Origin of the sequence: Novosphingobium sp. CCH12-A3 (assembly GCF_001556015.1) — a bacterium.
GTDB classification, from domain to species: Bacteria; Pseudomonadota; Alphaproteobacteria; order Sphingomonadales; family Sphingomonadaceae; genus Novosphingobium; species Novosphingobium subterraneum.
Genome location: NZ_LSIA01000121.1, coordinates 1 through 18059 on the forward strand (window position 1 = coordinate 1; position 18059 = coordinate 18059).

The window sequence follows — 18059 nt, forward strand, 5'->3', positions numbered from 1 at the left end:
GGTCCTGACCGAGATCGGGCCGTGGTATCGCAATCTGAAGAAGCCTTCGTGGCAGCCGCCCGACTGGCTGTTCGGCCCGGCGTGGACGGTGATCCTGGGGCTTGCCGCCTGGGCGGCGGTGCTGAGCTGGGATGGTGCCAGTGACGAGGCCGGGCGGATGACGGTCATCGCGCTGTTCGCCGTGAACTTCGTGTGCCACTTCCTGTGGTCGCCGCTTTTCTTTGCGCGCAAGCGGCCCGACTGGGCGCTGATCGAGGTGGTGCCGCTCTGGCTTTCGGTACTGGCGCTGTGCGTCATGCTGCGGCCGTTCTCGGTGCTGGCGAGTTGGCTGATCGTGCCCTATCTTGCGTGGGTGAGTTTTGCCGCCTGCCTCAACCTTGTCATCGTGCGGCTGAACCGGCCTTTCGGGGACGTGAGAGAAATCTCGTAGACGTGTGAATTGTCGCACATTCTTCTGCGACGAAGCGAGCTAATCAGCCCTTGCGACCCGAAGGGCTCTGCCAGTCAGAGTTCCTGAACTTCAAGGGGACGGCGCGAGCGATCGCACCGTCCCCCTTTTTTGCGTTCCGTTGCAACACCGAGGTCCCCGCTCCAAAATCCATTCAGGCGCGGGGACGCCGGGTTTTTGTCACGCGGCGAGCGCCAGGTCCTTGGTATCCTTCGTGGTGGGCACGAAGGGCAGGTAGGAGACGCGGTAGCGCACGGCGAAGGTGATCTGGTGATCGCCTGCAGCAAGTCCGCCGTTGAGCCCAATGATCCGGGCCTTCTCGCCGAAGTTCCAGCGATCGTCGTAGACGGTTTCCATCTCGTCGAGCGTGTAGGTGTTGCCGTGGGCGGAGAAGCGCACGGTTTCACGCGGCTGCACGACGCCGTCGACGGTGACCTGGATGTCCTCGATCATCGAGAGGCCGAGGCCGCGGTAATAGGGCAGGCGCCCGAGGAAGGAAAAGCCGCCGTTCTCGCTACGGAGGCTGCCCTCGACGATCATCTTGTTGTCCATCATGGGAAGAGTCTCCTTATTCTGCCGCTTCGGCCATGGCTTCCGCATCGGCGCAAGCGGTGGGCGAGGTCTTGATCGCGGGGTCCTGCGCTTCGCCGAGAAGGCGGGCGAGCATGACCTGCTGGCGGCGGACCTGTTCGACCGAATCCGGCTCCTGCGCGTCCTCGATCCAGCGGTTGCCTTCGTATTCCGAGCAGATGTAGCCGTCGTAGCCGCCCTGGTTCAGCACTTCGACGATCTTGTCGTAGGGGATCGAGGGCTCCACGTAGTCTTCGTTCATCTGGTAGAACTTGCCGTGGATGTTGTGGATGCGCGGCATGTAGTCGAGCATGCGCTTGGGCTCATAGGCGGCGTTGTGGCGCATGGTTTCGGCCATGGCGATGGCAGGGCCGGTGCCGCCCATCTCCTGCACGTTCAGGATGACGTATTCCGAAAGAACGCGGTCTTCATAGGCCTTCACGATGTAATCCGCGATGTTCTTCGGCACGCCAAGCCGCATGAACCGTTCAGTGAACACCGGCGGGAAGGCGTGGAGGAACATGCCCATGTCGGGCAGGAAGCCGAGCGCGTCCGAACCGGACTTCTCGAAGGCTTCGGCGTGGCGGATGATCCAGGGGTGATCGAAGTGCAGCGGGGCGTGGACCTCGATCAGGATCTTGATGCCCTTTTCCTCGGCATAAGGCGCGGCGGCAACCAGCACTTCGGGCGCGATCGAGACGAGGGCGCGGATGTACTTCGCGCCAAGGCGGGCGCCGAAGTCGATGTCCTTCCTCACGCTGGCGACCTGCTCTTCCAAGGGCATCAGGCGGCCCTTGTAGCGCTTGTAATCCAGCATGAAGTCATGACAGACGGCGGTGCAATCGTACTGCGCGATCATGCGGTGCCAGTTTTCGATCTCGGCTTCGGCCACGCCATATTCGGGCCAGCCCCAGAACGACTGTTCGCCGATGACCTCGATGCCCTTGGCGCCGAGTTCGGCACTGGTGCGGATGCAGTCCTCGAGGGTCATCTTACCCTGGAAGGTCTCGTTCTGGTAGGAATAGAGGCTCACGCCCCTCTTGATCTTGGACACACGTCACCTCTTGGCGGGGTTGTTGCGGATAGCCGGCACAGGCTCGATCGAAATGCCGAGTTAGCGTTGCGGACAGGGCGGGAAGGGGCGTGCAAGATAGCGCAGGCCTTTCGCTCTCTCCTGGGGTCTGCCGCCCCTTATTGGAATGGATATTCTAACAATATGCGGCGCCCGTCAAGTCCTGCTTGACCATCGTTTTAGAATCACCATACTTATTCTGAATCCGCGATGCCGCGCATGATGCGGTGCTGCCCGAAAAGACTGCAAAGGGAGATGGAGATGAACGCAAAGACGTTGCGCCGGGCCATGATCGGCCTTCTGGCAAGTGCCGCGCTGGCAGGTCCGGTAATGGCAGGTCCGGCCGCTGCAAAGGACGATCTGGCCGCGATCAAGGCCGAGATGCAGGTGCTGAAGGCGCAGGTCGAAGGCGCGCGCGACCGGGCCGCGGTGGAAAACCTGTTCTCGCGCTACATGTACCTGCACAATGCCTTCCGCGATACCGACATCATCCCGCTGTGGGCGAAGAAGGGCACGCCGGGCGTGCGCTCGCAGTACAGCAACCTTGGCGTCTACACCGATTGGGACAAGATCATGTCCTACCACCAGGGCCGTCCCGCGCCGGTCAGCAAGCTGGTGTTCCACTATGTGACGACGCCGGTGATCGAAGTGGCTGGCGATGGCCAGACCGCCAAGGGCCTGTGGATCGTCAACGGGCTGGAATCGGGCCTGGTCGATGTCGACAAGGCCAAGAACATGCCTGCCTGGATGTTCGAGAAGGACCTTGTGCAGGGCAAGAAGGTGTGGATGCACAACGTCTACCTCAAGTACGGGGTCGACTTCATCAAGCAGGACGGCCAGTGGAAAATCTGGCACTTCCACTGCTTCGAGGTGGCCCGCGCGCCCTATGGCATGGGCTGGATTCCCTTTGCTGCTGTCGCTCAGGACGATGCCTTCAACGTTGACCTGATGTATGTGGGCGAGGACGGCAAGCCGGTGTTCATGCCCAAGGTCGATGGGCCCGCCACGGTGCTTTCCAACACCTACCGCACCGATACCTCGCAGAAGCTCGAGGCGCGTCCGCCCGAACCGTATCGCACCTTCAGCGAAACCTTCGAGTACTGACCGGCATGATGCGGATCGCGGGCCCTGTCGGGGCGTTCGCCCTTGCTTTTGCGGCGAACGTCTCCTTTGCGCAGACCGTGGTGGCGACCAGCGGCGGCGCGGTCCGCGGGACGGTGAAGGGGGGCGCCGAGGCTTTCCTCGGCATCCCCTATGCCGCGCCGCCGGTGGGGCCGCTGCGCTGGCGCGAGCCGCAGGGGGCGGCTCCGTGGCAAGGCGTGCGCGAGGCATCTGCGTTCGGGCCGGTGTGCCAGCAGGGCGTACCGGCGCCGTGGGGCCCCTATACAGCTGAGTTCCTTGCCGCGCCGCCGATGAGCGAGGACTGCCTGACGCTCAATATCTGGCGTCCGCAGCATGCGGTAAAGAAGTTGCCGGTGCTGGTGTTCATCCACGGCGGCGGTTTTGGCGGCGGGGCGGGCAGCCTGCCGATCTATGACGGGGCGAAGCTTGCCGCGCGGGGCGCGGTCGTCGTCACGATCAACTATCGCGTCGGCGTACTGGGCTTCATGGCGCATCCGGCGCTGACGGCGGAATCGCCGCTGGGGTCTTCGGGCAATTACGGACTGCTGGATCAGATCGCCGCGCTGAAATGGGTGCGCGCCAATGCTGCGGCATTCGGTGGCGACGCGGCCAACGTGACCGTTTCGGGCGAGAGCGCGGGCGCGGCTTCGGTGGCGGACCTGATGGTATCACCGATGGCCAAGGGCCTGTTCGACAAGGCGATCGCCTTCAGCGGCGCCAGCATGGCAGTGGATGTGCCGCCGCTGGCGAAGAACGAGCAGATCGGGGCAGAGCTTGCGGCCAAGCTGGGCAAGGCGAGCATCGCGGAAATGCGCGAGGTTTCTGGCGAGGCGCTGATCGAGGCGACGCGCTATGTGCCGGGCGCCAGCAGCGGTCCACCGCCGCTGCGGTTCGTGCCCAATGTCGATGGCAAGGTGGTGCCGTTCGATCCGGTCCGGGCGAGCGGCCCGGTGGTTAGCCCGGTGCCCTTGATCACCGGGTACAATAGTGCCGAGATGATCGATCCTTCGGTGCGGACGCCGGCGCAGTTCGAGGCGGCGGTGCGGGCACGCTATGGCGCGTTCGCGGACCGTCTGCTGGCGCTCTATCCCCATGCGACCGAGGCGGAAGCGATTGCTTCGAACACGCTGATCGCGCGCGATCGCTACATGGCAGGACTGCTGCTGTGGGCGAAGGAGCGCACCCGCAGTGCGCGGCAACCGGTCTTCGCCTATGTCTATGATCATGCCTACCCGGCGGTGCGGGGCGGGCAATCGTGGGGGGCCTTCCACTCTTCGCAATTGCCCTATGTGTTCGGCAACATCGGGATCGGCGATCGGGCGTGGACGGCGGCGGAGGGGCGCGTGGTGCGGCAGTGGCAGGACCGCCTGCTGGCCTTCATGCGCAGCGGCGCGCCGGGCAAGGGCTGGGCCAAGGTCGGCCCGACGACGAGCGGCGTGATGGGGCTGGGGGACCGTGAAGCGATGCGGCCGGCGGTATCCTCGCCCGAACGCCTCGAGGCGTTCAAGGCCTATGCTGCAAGTGGTGGCAAGCTGGGATTGATTTAAGTAACAATACGTTAGTGTGGCGACGATAGTTTAGGTTCCTGGTCGTAAGTAGAGCCTGAGATTTTGCCCTCGGGTTTCTTTTCAGCCACGGAGAACGCCTTGCCGACGGGACGATCCACGCCGGGACGCTATGCGCAGATGCTTGCGCGGTCCGCTACTGCCGCCATCTGCGCCGGGCCTGACAACCTGATCCTTTCGTGGAATTCCGCGGCCGAGCAGTTGTTCGGCTTCAGCGCGGAGCAGGCGATCGGCAAGCCGCTGACGATCATCATGCCGGAGCGCTACCACGCCGCGCACGAGGCGGGATTGGCCCGCGCCGTAAAGAGCGGCAAGGCGCGGTTGGCGGGCAAGGCCATCGAGATGCTGGTGCGCCATGCCGACGGACATGAAATCCCGGTCGACCTTTCGCTGTCGATGTGGGAGGAGAACGGCCAGCCGATGTTCGGCGCGCTGATCCGCGACATCACCGATCGGCAGGCGGCCAAGCGTCGGCTCGAGCATCTCGCCCACTGCGACACGCTGACATCCTTGCCCAACCGCAATGCCTTGAACGCCCGGCTGGAGGAAGCGATCGCGCGCGGCTCCTGCGCGCTGATGCTGCTTGACCTCGACGGGTTCAAGGACATCAACGACACGCTGGGCCATAGCGTAGGCGACCTGCTGCTGGCTGATGTGGCGCGGCGGATCGAAGGCTGCGTGGGCGATGCCGACATGGTGGCGCGGTTCGGCGGCGACGAGTTTGCCATCGTCCTGTCCGATTGCAGCAATCCGCTGCGGATCGATTCGCTGTGCCGTGCAATCTTCGAAAGTCTCGCCACCCCGTTCCAGATCAACGGCAAGAACGTGTTTGTCGGCACCAGCATCGGCATCGCGCTGGCGCCGAAGGATGCATCGACGGTGGACCAGCTGTTGTCGCGCGCGGACCTTGCGCTCTACAGCGCCAAGGCCGAGCACGGGGCGCAGCGCAAGTATTACCTGCCGACGATGCACAACCGCTCGGAGCAGCGCCAGAGGCTGGGGGCGGAACTGCGCGAGGCCTTGCCGCAAGGGCAGTTCGTGCTGCACTTCCAGCCGCAGGTCTCGCTCGAAGACAAGGCGCTGCTGGGCGTGGAGGCGCTGCTGCGCTGGAAGCACCCGCAGTTCGGATTGCTGCACCCCGATGCCTTCCTGTCCGTGCTGGATGACAGCGTTGTAGCCGAGGACGTGGGCGACTGGGTGATCGATGAGGCCTGCCGCGTGGCCAGTGCCTGGCGCAGCGCCGGGCTTGGCGAAGTGCGCATGGCGGTGAACCTGTTTGCGGCGCAGTTGCGCTCGCCCCGGCTCTATGGCGTGATCGGCGAGGCCTGCCGCAAGCACCGCATCTCACCCACGCAGCTGGAAATCGAGATCACCGAGAATATCGTGATCAAGCACAACGATGAAGTTGCCACGATGCTCAAGCGCCTGAAGACGCTGGGGGTGGACATTGCCTTCGACGATTTCGGCACCGGGTATGCCTCGCTCAGCCTGCTGCAGCGCTATCCGCTGGATCGGCTCAAGATCGACCGCTGCTTTGTCGAGGCGATCCATCGTTCGGATGCGGACGCCGCGATTGTCGATGCGGTGCTGCAGATGGCGCGCACGCTTGGCCTGGAAGTGATCGCCGAAGGGGTGGAAACGCGCGAGCAGGAACGGGTGCTGCGCGAACTTGGCTGCAAGGAAGCGCAGGGGTTCCTTTATGGACGGGCCGTTGCGGCGGACGAGATCGTGCGCCTGTTCGCGCCCGTTCCGCAAGCGCGGGTGGCTGCTGCAAGGTAGGGCAGCGCGGCAGGCTGGGAGAGGGGTAGGTTGCCATTTTTTGCCATGCAATCTATCTTGGCGGCATGTCTTCGATGAACATTTCGCTGCCAGACGCCTTGAAGTCTTTCGTTGACGCCCAGGTTGCAAACCGGGGGTTCGGCACGAACAGCGAATACGTCCGCGAGCTGATCCGCAAGGACCAGGACGTGCAGCGACTGCGGGGGATGATTCTGGATGGCGCAGCCTCGCCAATTGCGGGCGAGGTGGATGAGGCCTACTTCGACGGATTGCGAAAGCTGGCGCGGGACAGCGTCGGCAGCTGAGCAGAAGCGGGCCGATGCGCCGTCTGGTTTTCCATGAGCTGGCAGACAAGGATGCCCGGCGCGCTACGGAAGACTATGCCCTGACAGCCGGGCTGGATGTTGCCCTGCGCTTTGTCGACAGATTGCAGGATACATATGCGTCGGTCGCCCGTGCGCCGAACGGAGGTTCACCGCGGTGGGCTTACGAGTTGTCGGTGCCGGGTCTTCGTTCGAGAAGCGTAAAGGGATTTCCCTGGGCGGCTTTCTATCTTGTGGCGGAGGATCGCATCGAAATCCTCCGCCTGCTTCATCTGCAGAGCGACATCCCTGCATGGCTCGCCGCCGATCCAGAAGCGTGAATTGCCAAGCCGCGGTCAGGGCCTGGTCGGATAGTCCTTCGCTTCTTCCAGTACGGGCAAGGTGACCTTGCCTGTGGCGGCCCATTCGGTGCCGCGCAGGATCAGGGTCTGCAGCGGCTGGAAGTGGAGCGAGACTTCATCGTGGCCAAGCGTGATCGAGAAGACGCGGCCCTTGCCGTAGTCGGCGGTCCAGACCTGAGGGTGATCGGCGTCGATGCCTTTCATGGCTTTGAGCTTTTCGGGCGTATAGGCGGCGGCGGGATACTTGGGGCCGGTCAGCTTCGGGTCATAGGCGGCGGCGGAATCGTGGGCGGTGGCGAGGACGTGGATCTTCGCATCCGGGTCCATGCCCATGTTGGTGTACATGTCGTCGTTGTAGGTCCAGATGAATTCGCGCATGCCCGCAGTGATCGGGTGGGTGCGGTCAACCAGATGGACGGGGAAGGCACCCGGAGGGGCACGGCGGCTGGTGCCGGGTTCCATCGCGCCGCCGATCAGCTTCTTGTATTCGGGTATGTCCCGCCCCCAGGTGAAGCTGGAGTGATAGGCGACGAGCCCGCCGCCTTCGCGCACGTATTGGTAGAGCGCCTTGAAGGCGCTGTCCGACCACACCTTCTGCACCGGATCGGCATAGTTCCAGCGGCTGGAATAGTTGAGCAGGACGACGTCGTACTGCTTTAGCGTTTCCAGCGTGCCGTTGTCGAAATCCTCGGTCACGCGAACGTCGAAGCGCTTGGTATCCTGCATCATGGTGCGCAGCATGTTGTTCACGCCGGTCCAGTCATGCTCGTAGGAATTGCGGCCCGAAATGATGAGGACCTTGAGGCGGTTCTCGGCCGGGTTCACCGGGATGGCGACGCGCTGCACGGTTTCGGGCGGGCGGTAATCGATGGTGACGATGACCTGCGCGGCGGCAGGCACGGCGATGCAGGCCGCAAGCAGGGCGGCTGTGATCTTCTTCATGAGGTTCTCCCTTATTCCGCCGCTGCGGGCTGGCGCGCGGCGATGTCGTTGCGGATGGTTTCGTGCAGGCCGTCCATCGGCCATATCAGGACGACCACGGTCTGCAGGCCGAGCAGGACGACGGCGCTGCCGTAGTAGGTCCAGCGGATCGCTTCGCGCGCGGCATCAGTCACGGCATCGGGCACATAGCCTGCCGCGCCGAGCATGAAGGCGAAGCCTGCGGTGCCCACTGCCATGCCGACCTTGGTGGAGAGGCTGATGCCTGCCGAAAGCAGGCCCTCGCGCCGGGTGCCGAACTTCCATTCATGGTAATCCACTGTCTCGGCGATCATCGCGAAGGCGGCGGTAATGGTGATGGACGTAGCAAGGCAGGCGGCGATGTAGAGGCTGAGGAAGGCGGCAGTGTTGTCCTGCGCCAGCGGGAGCACAGCGAAGATCACGGCGGCGAGCGCGAGGACGAAGGCGCTGCCCTTCCTGATGCCGGTGCGGGCAAGGATCGGCGGGGCGACGAACGAGGACAGCAGCAGCATCCCCGAGACGGCAGGCAGCATGACCGAGATCAGCCAGGGCTGGCGCATCACGTCGATCGCGAAATAGGCGGTCGCGCTCATCATCAGGCCGAAGCGGATGAAATAGAGCAGGCACGAGGCGAAGACGACGAGCCAGGCCTTGTTTTGCAGCATTTCCTTTACCGCCGGGCCGACGGCGAAATCGGGCGAGGAGCCGTCCTCGAAGCGCTCCTTGCAATTGGCGAAGAGCGCGAGCGTTGCGGCAAAGCCGATCGCGGCAAAGAGCATCGCGACGTACTGGAAGCCCTTGTTCTGGTCTTCCCCGCCGAAAACCCCGACCAGCGGCATGACGGCAGCGGTGCCGAGCACGACCGAGATCGAGGTGCCGACGCCGCGCATGCCGGACAGCTTGAGTCGCTGCTTCGGGTCCAGCGTCATCATCGGCATAAGCGCGGTATAGGGGATCGCCTGGACCGACATCAGGATGCCCAAGGCCTTGAACGTGACGAAGGCATAGACCAGCTGCGCGCTGTCGCTCCAGTCGGGCACGTGGAACAGCGCGACGGTGAGCAGCGCATAGGGCAGGGCGGTGAACAGGAAATAGCCGCGCGTGCGGCCCCAGCGGCTGCGGGTCTTGTCGACCATGATGCCGACCACCGGATCGATGATGGCATCGAGCAGGCGCGCGATCAGGAAGATGGTACCCACCCCTGCCGCCGGCATGCCGACGACATTGGTGTAGTAGAACAGCAGGAACCCGCTGGCCATGTTGTAGGCAAGGCTGGTGCCCATGTCGCCCATGCCGTAGCTGAGGCGTTCGGCGAAGCTCAACTTTTCGTTTGCCACATCCCTCTCCCGGACCGCAGCGTTACAGTTTGCTCAGAGCGCCAGCGTCTTGCGGGTCAGCTCGAGCGACTGGTCCATCGGCAGGGTGGGGAAATACTCCATGCCGATGCTGCCCTTGTAGCCAAGGCTTTCGAGCGTTCCCATCACATGGCCCCAGTCAACCGTGCCGGTGCCGGGTTCGTTGCGGTCGTCCATGTCAGCCACCTGCACATGGGCGACGAGGTGGATGCGGCCTTTCAGAACGTCGGCAATATCCTCGCCCATCACGGCGCTGTGCCAGACATCGTAAAGCAGGCGCAGATTGGGGCTGCCAACCGCTTCGATGAGGTCCAGCCCCAGCGTGGTACTGACGAGGTACATTGCCGAGAACAGGCGGGTGTTGAGTGGTTCGAGCAGGAGGGTGACGCATGCTGCTTCCGCAAGCGCGGCGGCTTCCTTCAATGCGGCGACGGCGTTGGCGAAGTGGTCTTCCTCGCTCATGCCTTCGACCTTGAAGCCCGATGCGACGATCAGCGGTGGTTTGCCGAGGGGGGCAGTGGCTTCGATGGTTTCGGCCACGGCCTGCACCATCTCGGCGCGTTCGGCCGGATCGACGATGGAGCGGCGCGGATCGACGCAGATGCCGGTGAGCGTGACGCCGGTTTCAGCAAGGGCTGCGCCGATCGCTTCGACGGGCTTGTCCCGCCAGAGGTGGAACTCGACCAGATCGAAACCGCCAGCCTTGGCGGCGCGGATGCGCTCGGCGAGGTCACCGGCTTCGGCGAACTGCCATTCGATGCAGGAGGAAAGAGGGTAAGCAGCAGGCACGTCGATCTCCCAATCGGCGGCCCCGCACCATGCGGTGCGTTTGCCTGGCGGCAGAAAGGGCCGCTACTTTATTGGAATGCATGTTCGCATTCTCGCGGGCCTAGGTCAAGAGGGCTCCGCCGAATGCGACAGCAACACTAAGACATAATGCAGACCGGGGTTTGACAAATAGAATCTATATTCCAGAATAAGCCTTCGCATTCCGGCCGAATCGGCGGCGAACAAGTTTTGGGAGGAAAAACCAGATGAAATCGAATGGATTCAAGTTCCTGCTGCTGTGCGGCGCAGGCTGCATCGTGCCGTTTTCGGCGGCTCTGGCGCAAAGCGAAGCAGACGAGGCTGCCGACCCCAATGTCATCATCGTGACCGCGCAGAACCGGTCGCAGAACGTGCAGGACGTGCCGATCGCGATCAACGTGGTCAGCGGCGAGGCGCTCAAGGCTTCGGGCGTGACCGATCTCGTCTCGCTCCAGCGCGTGGCGCCGGTCGTCCAGATCGTGAACGATACCGTGCTGACCCGCGTCACCGTTCGCGGCATCGGTTCGAACAGCAACGACGAGGCGCAGGACCAGGCCATCGCCATCAACATCGATGGCGAATACATCAATCGCCCGACCGTGCTGAATGCCGCGCTTTTCGACCTCGATCGCGTTGAAGTGCTGCGCGGGCCGCAGGGCACGCTCTATGGCCGCAACGCCACCGGCGGCGCGGTGAATTTCATCACGCGCAAGCCCGGCAGCGAATTTGCCGCCAACGGCAGCCTGAGCTATGGCAACTTCAACCACGTGATCGCCGAGGGCGGCGTCACCGTGCCGCTGGGCGACATCGGCGGCATCCGCGCATCGGGCATCTACTCCGACCGCGATGGCTACAACTACCACCCGAACATCGACCAGCGCAGTGGCGATGACAACACCTGGGGTGGCCGTCTGAGCCTGCGGCTCGAGCCGGTCTCGGGCCTGAAGATCAACGCGGCGGTCGAGCGGGTGGAGCAGGACATCGTCGTTCCTGCCCAGGCCTTCATGAACTTCAACGCGGCCGGCAACTCGCCGGGAGCGGGCTGCGCCGCCAACCCCGGTTGGGTCGAGATTGCCCCCGCTGTTCCGGGTACGCAGTGCATTCCGGCGCTGACCAACAATCTCGCCAACGTCGACCGTTCGACCTACAATGCACCGGCGAGCGGCCTTGGCAGCAACGACCTGAAGTCCACCGCCGTGCGCGGCAGCATCGCCTATGATTTCGGCGCCGCCACCGTGACCTACACCGGCGGCTTCCGCGAGACCGATGCGCTTTCCGCGCTGGGCCTTTCGCCCGCCTATCGCTTCAACACCTTTGTCGGCAACACCAAGACCCACAGCCACGAGCTGCGCCTCAATGGCGAGAGCGACCTGCTGGTCTGGCAGACGGGCGCGTTCTACTTCAACGAGAAGCTCGACGTGGAGCGCGGGCTCTTTCGCTTGCCGCCGCCGCCGTTCCTGCTCGGCGCCAATGGCGGATACGTAAACTACTTCTTCCGCAACGTGGAGTCGCGCAGCTGGGCGGTGTTCGGCCAGACCGACGTGAAGCTTTCGGACGAGTTCACGATCGTGGCCGGCCTGCGCTATACCGATGACAAGCGCTCTGCCCGTTATCGCGACCATGGCGGTGCGATTGCCAATCCGTCCAACCCGCTGTTCAACACCGGCAACGTCCGGCCGACCAACCCCGGCACGCCCCTGCGCAATCTGACGCTGGGTTCGGAAGCGGACAAGCTGACCTGGCTGGCCGGCGTGAACTTCAAGCCCGATGCCGATACGCTGATCTATGGCAAGGTTTCGACCGGCTTCAAGGCGGGCGGCTTCGATTCAGTCGGCCAGTATGCGCCGGAAACCAACACGGCTTACGAAGCAGGCCTGAAGAAGAACTTCGGCGCATCGTCGCAGCACACCTTCAACCTTGCCGGCTTCTACTATGACTACAAGGACCTGCAGGTCGGCGTGCTGCTCGATACGACGAAGGGCAGCCAGATCTTCAACGCCGGCAAGGCGAGGATCTGGGGCGTCGAAGCCGAAGCGGTGATCAAGCTTTCGGACAACGACACGTTCTCGGCCACGGCGAACTACGTCAACGCCGAGTACCAGCAGCTCCTGACTGCAATCCCGGTGTTCTGCGTGAGCGGCTCGGGTTGCCGTCCGAGCGGCGGCAACGGCGAGCTGACGGTCGGCAACCTCGAGACGACGCCGGGCGTTGTCACGCAGCCCAACCTTGCCGGCAACACCCCGCCGATGACGCCCGAGTGGACGATCACTCTGGCCTACGACAAGGTGATCCCGCTGGGCGACATGGGCAGCCTGACGGCCAGCGTGTTCTCCACCTTCAAGAGCGCGTACTTCGGCGACGTGTTCAACTACCGCGATTCGAAGCAGACGGCCTTTACCCAGACCGACCTGTCGCTGACCTATGCGCCGGAAAACAAGCGCTTCAGCCTGCAGGGCTTTGTCCGCAACATCGAGAACACCCGTCCGTTGACCTATGCCGGGTTCACCGTGGCCGGGCCGGACGACATCTATAACTGGCAGTTCGCCGCGCCGCGCACCTATGGCGTGCGGTTGAGCGTCGACTTCTGATCGGCGTGATCGCCTGACGGACAGAAGAGGCGGGCCGCAAGGTCCGCCTCTTTTCATTGGGCGTCACGATATTGCCAAGCGACGGTTGCGCGTCCAGAGCGGCTCGGGTTGGACGACGATCGGGGATGCGCGATGGGTGACGAGGCGGGTACAACCTTGCGGCTGGAACGCGATGGCGCGGTGGCGCGCCTGCTGATCGACCGGGCGGACAAGCGCAACGCCTTCAACATCGCGATGTGGCAGCGTCTGCCCGAATTGCTGGCCGACGCCGACGCCGATCCGGACGTCAGGGTGCTGGTGGTGAAATCCGCCAATGGCGGCGCGTTCTGCGCTGGCGCCGACATTGCCGAACTGCTCGCCAACAAGGACGATGCGGCATGGCGCGCGGCAAACCAGACCGCGATCAACCGCGCGCAATACGAATTGACCCGCTTTCGCCTGCCGACCGTGGCAATGGTCGAGGGCGATTGCGTGGGTGGCGGCTGCGGCATCGCGCTGGCCTGCGACATCCGCGTGGCGGGGCCTGAGGCGCGGTTCGGCATCACGCCGGCCAGGCTGGGCCTGGTCTATCCGCTGCATGACGTGAAGCTGCTGGTCGATCTCGTCGGGCCGGGACAGGCGCGGCGGATGCTGTTTACCGGCATGCTGCTGGGGGCAGAGGAGGCGAGGGACGTCGGGCTGGTCGAGGAACTGGCCGCGAGCGAGGACGCGCTGGTCGCGCAATTGCTGGCGGCATCGCCCTTTTCCACGCAGGCGATCAAGGGCTTCGTGCGCAACGTGCTCGACGGGCAGGTGGGCGATGACGCCGAGAGCTTGCAGGTGTTCGCCTCGGCGTTTGAAGGCGCGGATTTCCGCGAAGGCACCACCGCCTTTGTCAAGAAGCGAAAGCCCTTCTTCGGCAGATAGCACGCCCTTTGGAACCAAGTCCGGCCCGCGCGGTTCTGGAAGGGTTCCAAAGAGGTAATCCATGATAGGCAAGATCATTTCCGCAGTGGTCGGCAAGAAGATTGCCGATCGCACCCCCGGCATGAGCGAAGGCACCGGCGCGCTGATCGGCGTTGCCGCGGCCACGGTCATGCGGCGCATGGGGCCACTGGGCATGCTGGCAGCCGCCGGCGGCACCTGGGCCGTATCGCGCGCGATGAAGAAGAAGCAGGCCCGCCAGGCCGCTTCGGGCACGACACGCACGTATTGATCCCGTTCCCCTCGGACCGTCGCGCGCTCTTCCCCCCTCCCGGCGCGCGGCGGTCCACCCTCGGGAACCGACTTTCCTCATATTTCCCGCGTGAACGGGCGGGCGCAGTGTTCCTGCGCCCCGCACCCGTGCGCGCAACCCAAGGACACGCGCCATGGCCAAGACCGGCAAGACCACCAATGAATCGTCCTCGATGTCTCCCGCGCTCGACAATGCGCTTGCCGATCATCAGCCGGGGGCCGGGCAGGGCGCCTATGCCACGCAGACCGGCAATGCCGGTGAAACGCATCAGGACGCTACCGCCGGAGCCGATGGCGCGGCCTATCTTACCGACAACTTCGGCCACCGCCTGTCGGACAACCAGAACAGCCTGAAGGCGGGCGCGCGCGGGCCGACGCTTCTGGAAGATTTCATCCTGCGCGAGAAGATCTTCCACTTCGATCATGAGCGCATTCCCGAGCGCATCGTCCACGCCCGTGGCTCTGCCGCGCATGGCGTGTTCGAGGTGACCAAGGCGATCCCGGAACTGACCAAGGCGGGCCTGTTCCAGAAGGAGGGCACGACCTGCCCGGTGTTCGTGCGTTTTTCGACCGTGGCCGGTGGTGCCGGATCGATCGACACCCCGCGTGACGTGCGCGGCTTTGCGGTCAAGTTCTATACCGACGAAGGCAACTGGGATCTGGTTGGCAACAACATCCCGGTGTTCTTCATCCAGGATGCGATGAAGTTCCCCGACCTGGTCCATTCGGTGAAGATGGAGGCCGATCGCGGCTATCCTCAGGCAGCGAGCGCCCACGATACGTTCTGGGACTTCGTGGGCCTGATGCCCGAGACCATGCACATGATCATGTGGGCGATGAGCGACCGTGCCATCCCGCGCACCTTGCGCATGATGCAGGGCTTCGGCGTCCACACCTTCCGCTTCGTCAACGCTGCGGGCGAGGGCAAGTTCGTGAAGTTCCACTGGAAGCCGGTGCTGGGCATGGAATCGCTGATCTGGGACGAGGCGGTGAAGATCGCCGGGGCCGATCCCGATTTCCACCGCCGCGACCTGTTCGAAAGCATTGCTGCAGGCAGCTTCCCGGCATGGGACCTGGGCGTGCAGGTGTTCGACGAGGAGTTCGCCGCAGCACAGCCCTATGACGTGCTCGACGCGACCAAGCTGATCCCCGAAGAGGACGTGCCGGTGGAGATCATCGGGCGCATGACGCTGAACCGCAATGTCGACAATTTCTTTGCCGAGACCGAACAGTCGGCGTTCCTGCCGAGCAATGTCATCCCCGGCATCGACTTCTCGAACGATCCGCTGCTGCAGGGGCGGCTGTTCTCGTACCTCGATACGCAGAAATCGCGGCTTGGCACGACCAACTTCCACCAGATCCCGGTCAACGCGCCCAAGTGCCCGTTCCACAACATGCAGCGCGATGGCCTGATGCAGACGCTGGTGCCGACGGGACGCGCCAATTACGAACCCAACTCGCTCAACGAGGCGGGCGAGGACAGCGGCCCGCGCGCTTGCCCCGACACCGGCTTCACTTCCTTCCGCGAGAACGGCGAACGCAACGATCCGACCGAGAAGGTGCGCGTGCGCGCCGAACTCTTCGCCGATCACTACAGCCAGGCGGCGCTGTTCTATCACTCGCAGACCGAGAACGAGCAGGCGCACATGGCCTCGGCGCTGGTGTTCGAGCTTTCGAAGTGTGCGATGGAGCATGTGCGGATGCGCGTGCTTTCGCGCCTGCGCAACGTGGACGAGAATCTGGCCGCGCGGGTGGCTGATGGTCTGGCCATGGATCTGCCCGAGAAGGCGCCTGCCGCGCGCGAGCCGGTGGAGATGAAGCCATCGGACGCGCTGTCGATCCAGAAGCAGGCGAAGATGACCTTCGAGGGCCGCAAGGTCGGCATCCTCTTTGCCGAAGGATCGGACAAGGCGACGATCGACAAGCTGAAGGCGGGCGTCGAAGCGGCGGGCGGATCGGTGTTCCTGGTTGCGCCCAAGGTTGGCGGCTTGTCCGTCAAGGGCGGAACGCTCAAGGCCGATGGCAAGCTTGATGGCTCGCCCTCTGTCCTGTTCGATGCGGTGGCTTCGGTGCTGATGCCGGCGGAAGCCGAAAAGCTCAGCAAGCAGGGCGCGGCGGTGCAGTGGTTCATGGACGCCTATGGCCACTGCAAGACCATTGCCCACTGCAATGGCACCAAGGTCATCCTCGAGAAGGCGGGCGTGGAGCCGGACGAAGGCGTGGTGCCGAACGAAAAGTTGCTGGAAGTGGGGCCGGTGCGCCACTTCGCGCGCGAGCCGAAGATCCGCGATCTCGCCTGAGGAGACGACAGATGGCGACAGTGACCAAGATGAAGCCTGCCGAGGCCAAGGCGAAGGCTATCGCCAAGGCCAAGGCGATTGCTCCTGACGTCCCGGCGCAGATCGGGCAGACCCCGGCGACGGACCTGCGTGGCCTGCCCGACGTGTTCGGGCGGCTGATCGAGGACCATGACCGGCACCGTGCGCTGCTGGCCATGCTCGAGGCGACCGGCGGCAAGGGCGATGATGCCCAGGCGCTGTTCGAGGAGCTGGTCTATGAACTGAAGGGCCACGCTGCCGCTGAAGAGCAGGCGCTGTGGTCAACCGTGCTGCGCAACCCGGAAACCACCGAGTTCGCCCGCCATGCCGTGGCCGAGCACAAGGACATCGACAAGATGCTCGACGATCTTGCCGCGCGCGACATGGGCACGCCCAAGTGGCTGGAACGCTTTGCCGCGCTCAAGCATGAATACCTGCACCATATCCGCGAGGAGGAGCAGGAGCAGTTCGTGGAGAGCGAGAAGATCCTGACCGCTGCCGACCGCAAGCACATGCTGGCCGTGTTCGAGCGGCGCAAGGAGGCGGAAAAGGCGGCGGCGGAAGTGAAGCCGAGGCTGAGGATCAACGATATCGCCTAAGGCATCAGTACCGTCGATCCGGTGGTCTTCCTCGCCTCGAGATCGCGGTGCGCCTGGGCGACTTCGGCGAGCGGGTAGGTCTGGCCAATGGTCACGGCAATCGCTCCGCTGGCGATCATGTCCCACACCCGCGCCGATCACGCCGCGCGTTCGGAAGGGTCGGCGTAATAATGATATAGCGTCGGGCGGGTCACGAACAGCGAACCCTTTTGCGACAATGTGCCAAGTGCGACACCGCTGACCGGACCGGAGGCGTTGCCATAGCTGACGATCAGCCCGCGCCGGGCGGTGGAATCGAGGCTGGCTTCCCAGGTGTCCTTGCCCACGCCATCGAAAGACACGCGCACGCCGGCGCCGCCCGTCACTTCACGCACGCGCGGGCCGACGTCCTCACGCGAATAGTCGATCACGTGGTCCGCACCGGCAGCGCGTGCAATCTCGGCCTTTTCAGGCGTGGAGACGGTGCCGATCACCGTGGCGCCGATGTGCTTGAGCCACTGCACCAGCATCAGACCGACGCCGCCCGCTGCGGCATGGACCAGCACCGGCCAGCCCGGCTGAACCTGTGCGCAGCGCTCGACCAGGAATTCGACGGTGAAGCCCTTGAGAATGGCGGCCGCAGCGGTCGCATCGCTGATGGCATGGGGCAGCTTGAACAGTGCGCCTTCGGGATAGATGCGCGCCGTGGCATAGGCGCCAAGTTCCGGCCCGAAGGTGGCGACGCGATCGCCTGCAGAAAACGCGGTAACGCCATCGCCCACCGCAACCACGCGCCCTGCCGCTTCCACGCCCAGGCCGCCGGGAATCGGGATCGGATAGAGCCCGCCACGGTGGTAGGTGTCGATCATGTTGAGGCCGACAGCGGTATGTTCGACCAGCACTTCGCCCGCAGCCGGTGCAGGCAGGTCGATATCCGCCCACGCGATAACTTCCGGGCCGCCGGTGGCGGTGAGGCGGACGGCTTTGGCGTGCATGGGGGGCTCTCCTTGGATGGCGA

Annotated in this window: 16 protein-coding genes and 1 pseudogene; 11 read left to right on the forward strand and 6 right to left on the reverse strand. The window is 64.2% G+C overall.

What is annotated here, in order from left to right; all coding sequences use genetic code 11:
* The first annotated feature begins 4 nt into the window (after positions 1–4).
* Complete coding sequence (locus AX703_RS09270) at positions 5–430, forward strand: TspO/MBR family protein (RefSeq protein WP_082734524.1); 426 nt, start codon at positions 5–7, stop codon at positions 428–430.
* 198 nt (positions 431–628) lie between these two features.
* Here the strand turns inward: AX703_RS09270 and AX703_RS09275 are convergent, their stop codons facing one another.
* Both AX703_RS09275 and AX703_RS09280 read right to left on the reverse strand, forming a co-directional pair.
* Positions 629–1003 (reverse strand): DUF6379 domain-containing protein, encoded by a 375-nt coding sequence (locus AX703_RS09275; protein WP_062343736.1) that lies wholly within the window; start codon positions 1001–1003, stop codon positions 629–631.
* Positions 1004–1016: 13 nt separating this feature from the next.
* Positions 1017–2009, reverse strand: a complete 993-nt coding sequence (locus tag AX703_RS09280; protein WP_082734525.1) for a TIM barrel protein — start codon at positions 2007–2009, stop codon at positions 1017–1019.
* A gap of 342 nt (positions 2010–2351) precedes the next feature.
* On the opposite strand from AX703_RS09280, the gene AX703_RS09285 reads away from it, so the two are divergent.
* The 5 genes from AX703_RS09285 to AX703_RS09305 all read left to right on the forward strand — a co-directional run bounded on the left by AX703_RS09285 (position 2352) and on the right by AX703_RS09305 (position 7199).
* Positions 2352–3194 (forward strand): nuclear transport factor 2 family protein, encoded by an 843-nt coding sequence (locus AX703_RS09285; protein WP_082013408.1) that lies wholly within the window; start codon positions 2352–2354, stop codon positions 3192–3194.
* A 5-nt stretch (positions 3195–3199) separates the two neighbouring features.
* Complete coding sequence (locus AX703_RS09290; protein WP_156451999.1) at positions 3200–4759, forward strand: carboxylesterase/lipase family protein; 1560 nt, start codon at positions 3200–3202, stop codon at positions 4757–4759.
* A 99-nt stretch (positions 4760–4858) separates the two neighbouring features.
* Complete coding sequence (locus tag AX703_RS09295) at positions 4859–6556, forward strand: bifunctional diguanylate cyclase/phosphodiesterase (protein WP_156452000.1); 1698 nt, start codon at positions 4859–4861, stop codon at positions 6554–6556.
* A 65-nt stretch (positions 6557–6621) separates the two neighbouring features.
* Entirely contained in the window at positions 6622–6861 is a 240-nt protein-coding gene (locus AX703_RS09300) for a hypothetical protein (RefSeq protein WP_062343739.1), read from the forward strand.
* A 14-nt stretch (positions 6862–6875) separates the two neighbouring features.
* Positions 6876–7199: a type II toxin-antitoxin system RelE/ParE family toxin gene (locus AX703_RS09305; RefSeq protein ID WP_062343740.1), complete on the forward strand. Its 324-nt coding sequence runs from the start codon at positions 6876–6878 to the stop codon at positions 7197–7199.
* A 15-nt stretch (positions 7200–7214) separates the two neighbouring features.
* On the opposite strand, the gene AX703_RS09310 is transcribed toward AX703_RS09305, so the two are convergent.
* The 3 genes from AX703_RS09310 to AX703_RS09320 are packed head-to-tail and all read right to left on the reverse strand — an operon-like array spanning position 7215 to position 10324.
* A complete protein-coding gene (locus AX703_RS09310) occupies positions 7215–8162 on the reverse strand; it encodes a ThuA domain-containing protein (RefSeq protein WP_062343741.1) in 948 nt (315 codons plus the stop codon).
* An 11-nt stretch (positions 8163–8173) separates the two neighbouring features.
* Positions 8174–9517, reverse strand: coding sequence for an MFS transporter (locus tag AX703_RS09315; RefSeq protein ID WP_062343742.1), 1344 nt, complete (start codon positions 9515–9517; stop codon positions 8174–8176).
* A 33-nt stretch (positions 9518–9550) separates the two neighbouring features.
* Positions 9551–10324: a TIM barrel protein gene (locus AX703_RS09320; RefSeq protein ID WP_062343743.1), complete on the reverse strand. Its 774-nt coding sequence runs from the start codon at positions 10322–10324 to the stop codon at positions 9551–9553.
* Positions 10325–10569: 245 nt separating this feature from the next.
* Here AX703_RS09320 and AX703_RS09325 point away from each other — a divergent pair, with 245 nt between their 5' ends.
* The 5 genes from AX703_RS09325 (at position 10570) to AX703_RS09345 (ending at position 17062) form a co-directional block, all read left to right on the forward strand.
* The gene (locus AX703_RS09325) at positions 10570–12930 is read left to right on the forward strand and encodes a TonB-dependent receptor (RefSeq protein ID WP_062343744.1); all 2361 of its coding nucleotides are present in this window, start codon (positions 10570–10572) and stop codon (positions 12928–12930) included.
* Between the two features lie 132 nt (positions 12931–13062).
* Positions 13063–13836 (forward strand): enoyl-CoA hydratase/isomerase family protein, encoded by a 774-nt coding sequence (locus tag AX703_RS09330; protein WP_062343745.1) that lies wholly within the window; start codon positions 13063–13065, stop codon positions 13834–13836.
* Positions 13837–13897: 61 nt separating this feature from the next.
* Positions 13898–14125, forward strand: coding sequence for a hypothetical protein (locus AX703_RS09335; RefSeq protein WP_062343746.1), 228 nt, complete (start codon positions 13898–13900; stop codon positions 14123–14125).
* Positions 14126–14318: 193 nt separating this feature from the next.
* On the forward strand, positions 14319–16445 hold the full coding sequence (locus tag AX703_RS09340; RefSeq protein ID WP_062343866.1) for a catalase: 2127 nt from the start codon (positions 14319–14321) through the stop codon (positions 16443–16445).
* 11 nt (positions 16446–16456) lie between these two features.
* Positions 16457–17062 carry a hemerythrin domain-containing protein gene (locus AX703_RS09345; RefSeq protein WP_082734507.1) on the forward strand — a complete coding sequence of 202 codons (606 nt, stop codon included), beginning with the start codon at positions 16457–16459 and terminating at the stop codon, positions 17060–17062.
* Here AX703_RS09345 and AX703_RS09350 read toward each other — a convergent pair.
* Positions 17059–18036: pseudogene (locus tag AX703_RS09350) on the reverse strand (quinone oxidoreductase). The gene AX703_RS09345 and the pseudogene AX703_RS09350 sit on opposite strands and share 4 nt — an antisense overlap.
* Between the last annotated feature and the right edge of the window lie 23 nt (positions 18037–18059).

What these genes read in the sequence shown, in the direction of transcription:
- AX703_RS09325 (WP_062343744.1), top strand. Translation starts at nt 10,570, where the DNA reads ATGAAATCGAATGGATTCAAGTTCCTGCTGCTGTGCGGCGCAGGCTGC.
- AX703_RS09310 (WP_062343741.1), bottom strand. Translation starts at nt 8,162, where the DNA reads ATGAAGAAGATCACAGCCGCCCTGCTTGCGGCCTGCATCGCCGTGCCT.
- AX703_RS09275 (WP_062343736.1), bottom strand. Translation starts at nt 1,003, where the DNA reads ATGATGGACAACAAGATGATCGTCGAGGGCAGCCTCCGTAGCGAGAAC.
- AX703_RS09280 (WP_082734525.1), bottom strand. Translation starts at nt 2,009, where the DNA reads ATGACCCTCGAGGACTGCATCCGCACCAGTGCCGAACTCGGCGCCAAG.
- AX703_RS09300 (WP_062343739.1), top strand. Translation starts at nt 6,622, where the DNA reads ATGTCTTCGATGAACATTTCGCTGCCAGACGCCTTGAAGTCTTTCGTT.
- AX703_RS09340 (WP_062343866.1), top strand. Translation starts at nt 14,319, where the DNA reads ATGTCTCCCGCGCTCGACAATGCGCTTGCCGATCATCAGCCGGGGGCC.
- AX703_RS09305 (WP_062343740.1), top strand. Translation starts at nt 6,876, where the DNA reads ATGCGCCGTCTGGTTTTCCATGAGCTGGCAGACAAGGATGCCCGGCGC.
- AX703_RS09330 (WP_062343745.1), top strand. Translation starts at nt 13,063, where the DNA reads ATGGGTGACGAGGCGGGTACAACCTTGCGGCTGGAACGCGATGGCGCG.
- AX703_RS09345 (WP_082734507.1), top strand. Translation starts at nt 16,457, where the DNA reads ATGGCGACAGTGACCAAGATGAAGCCTGCCGAGGCCAAGGCGAAGGCT.
- AX703_RS09285 (WP_082013408.1), top strand. Translation starts at nt 2,352, where the DNA reads ATGAACGCAAAGACGTTGCGCCGGGCCATGATCGGCCTTCTGGCAAGT.
- AX703_RS09335 (WP_062343746.1), top strand. Translation starts at nt 13,898, where the DNA reads ATGATAGGCAAGATCATTTCCGCAGTGGTCGGCAAGAAGATTGCCGAT.
- AX703_RS09290 (WP_156451999.1), top strand. Translation starts at nt 3,200, where the DNA reads ATGATGCGGATCGCGGGCCCTGTCGGGGCGTTCGCCCTTGCTTTTGCG.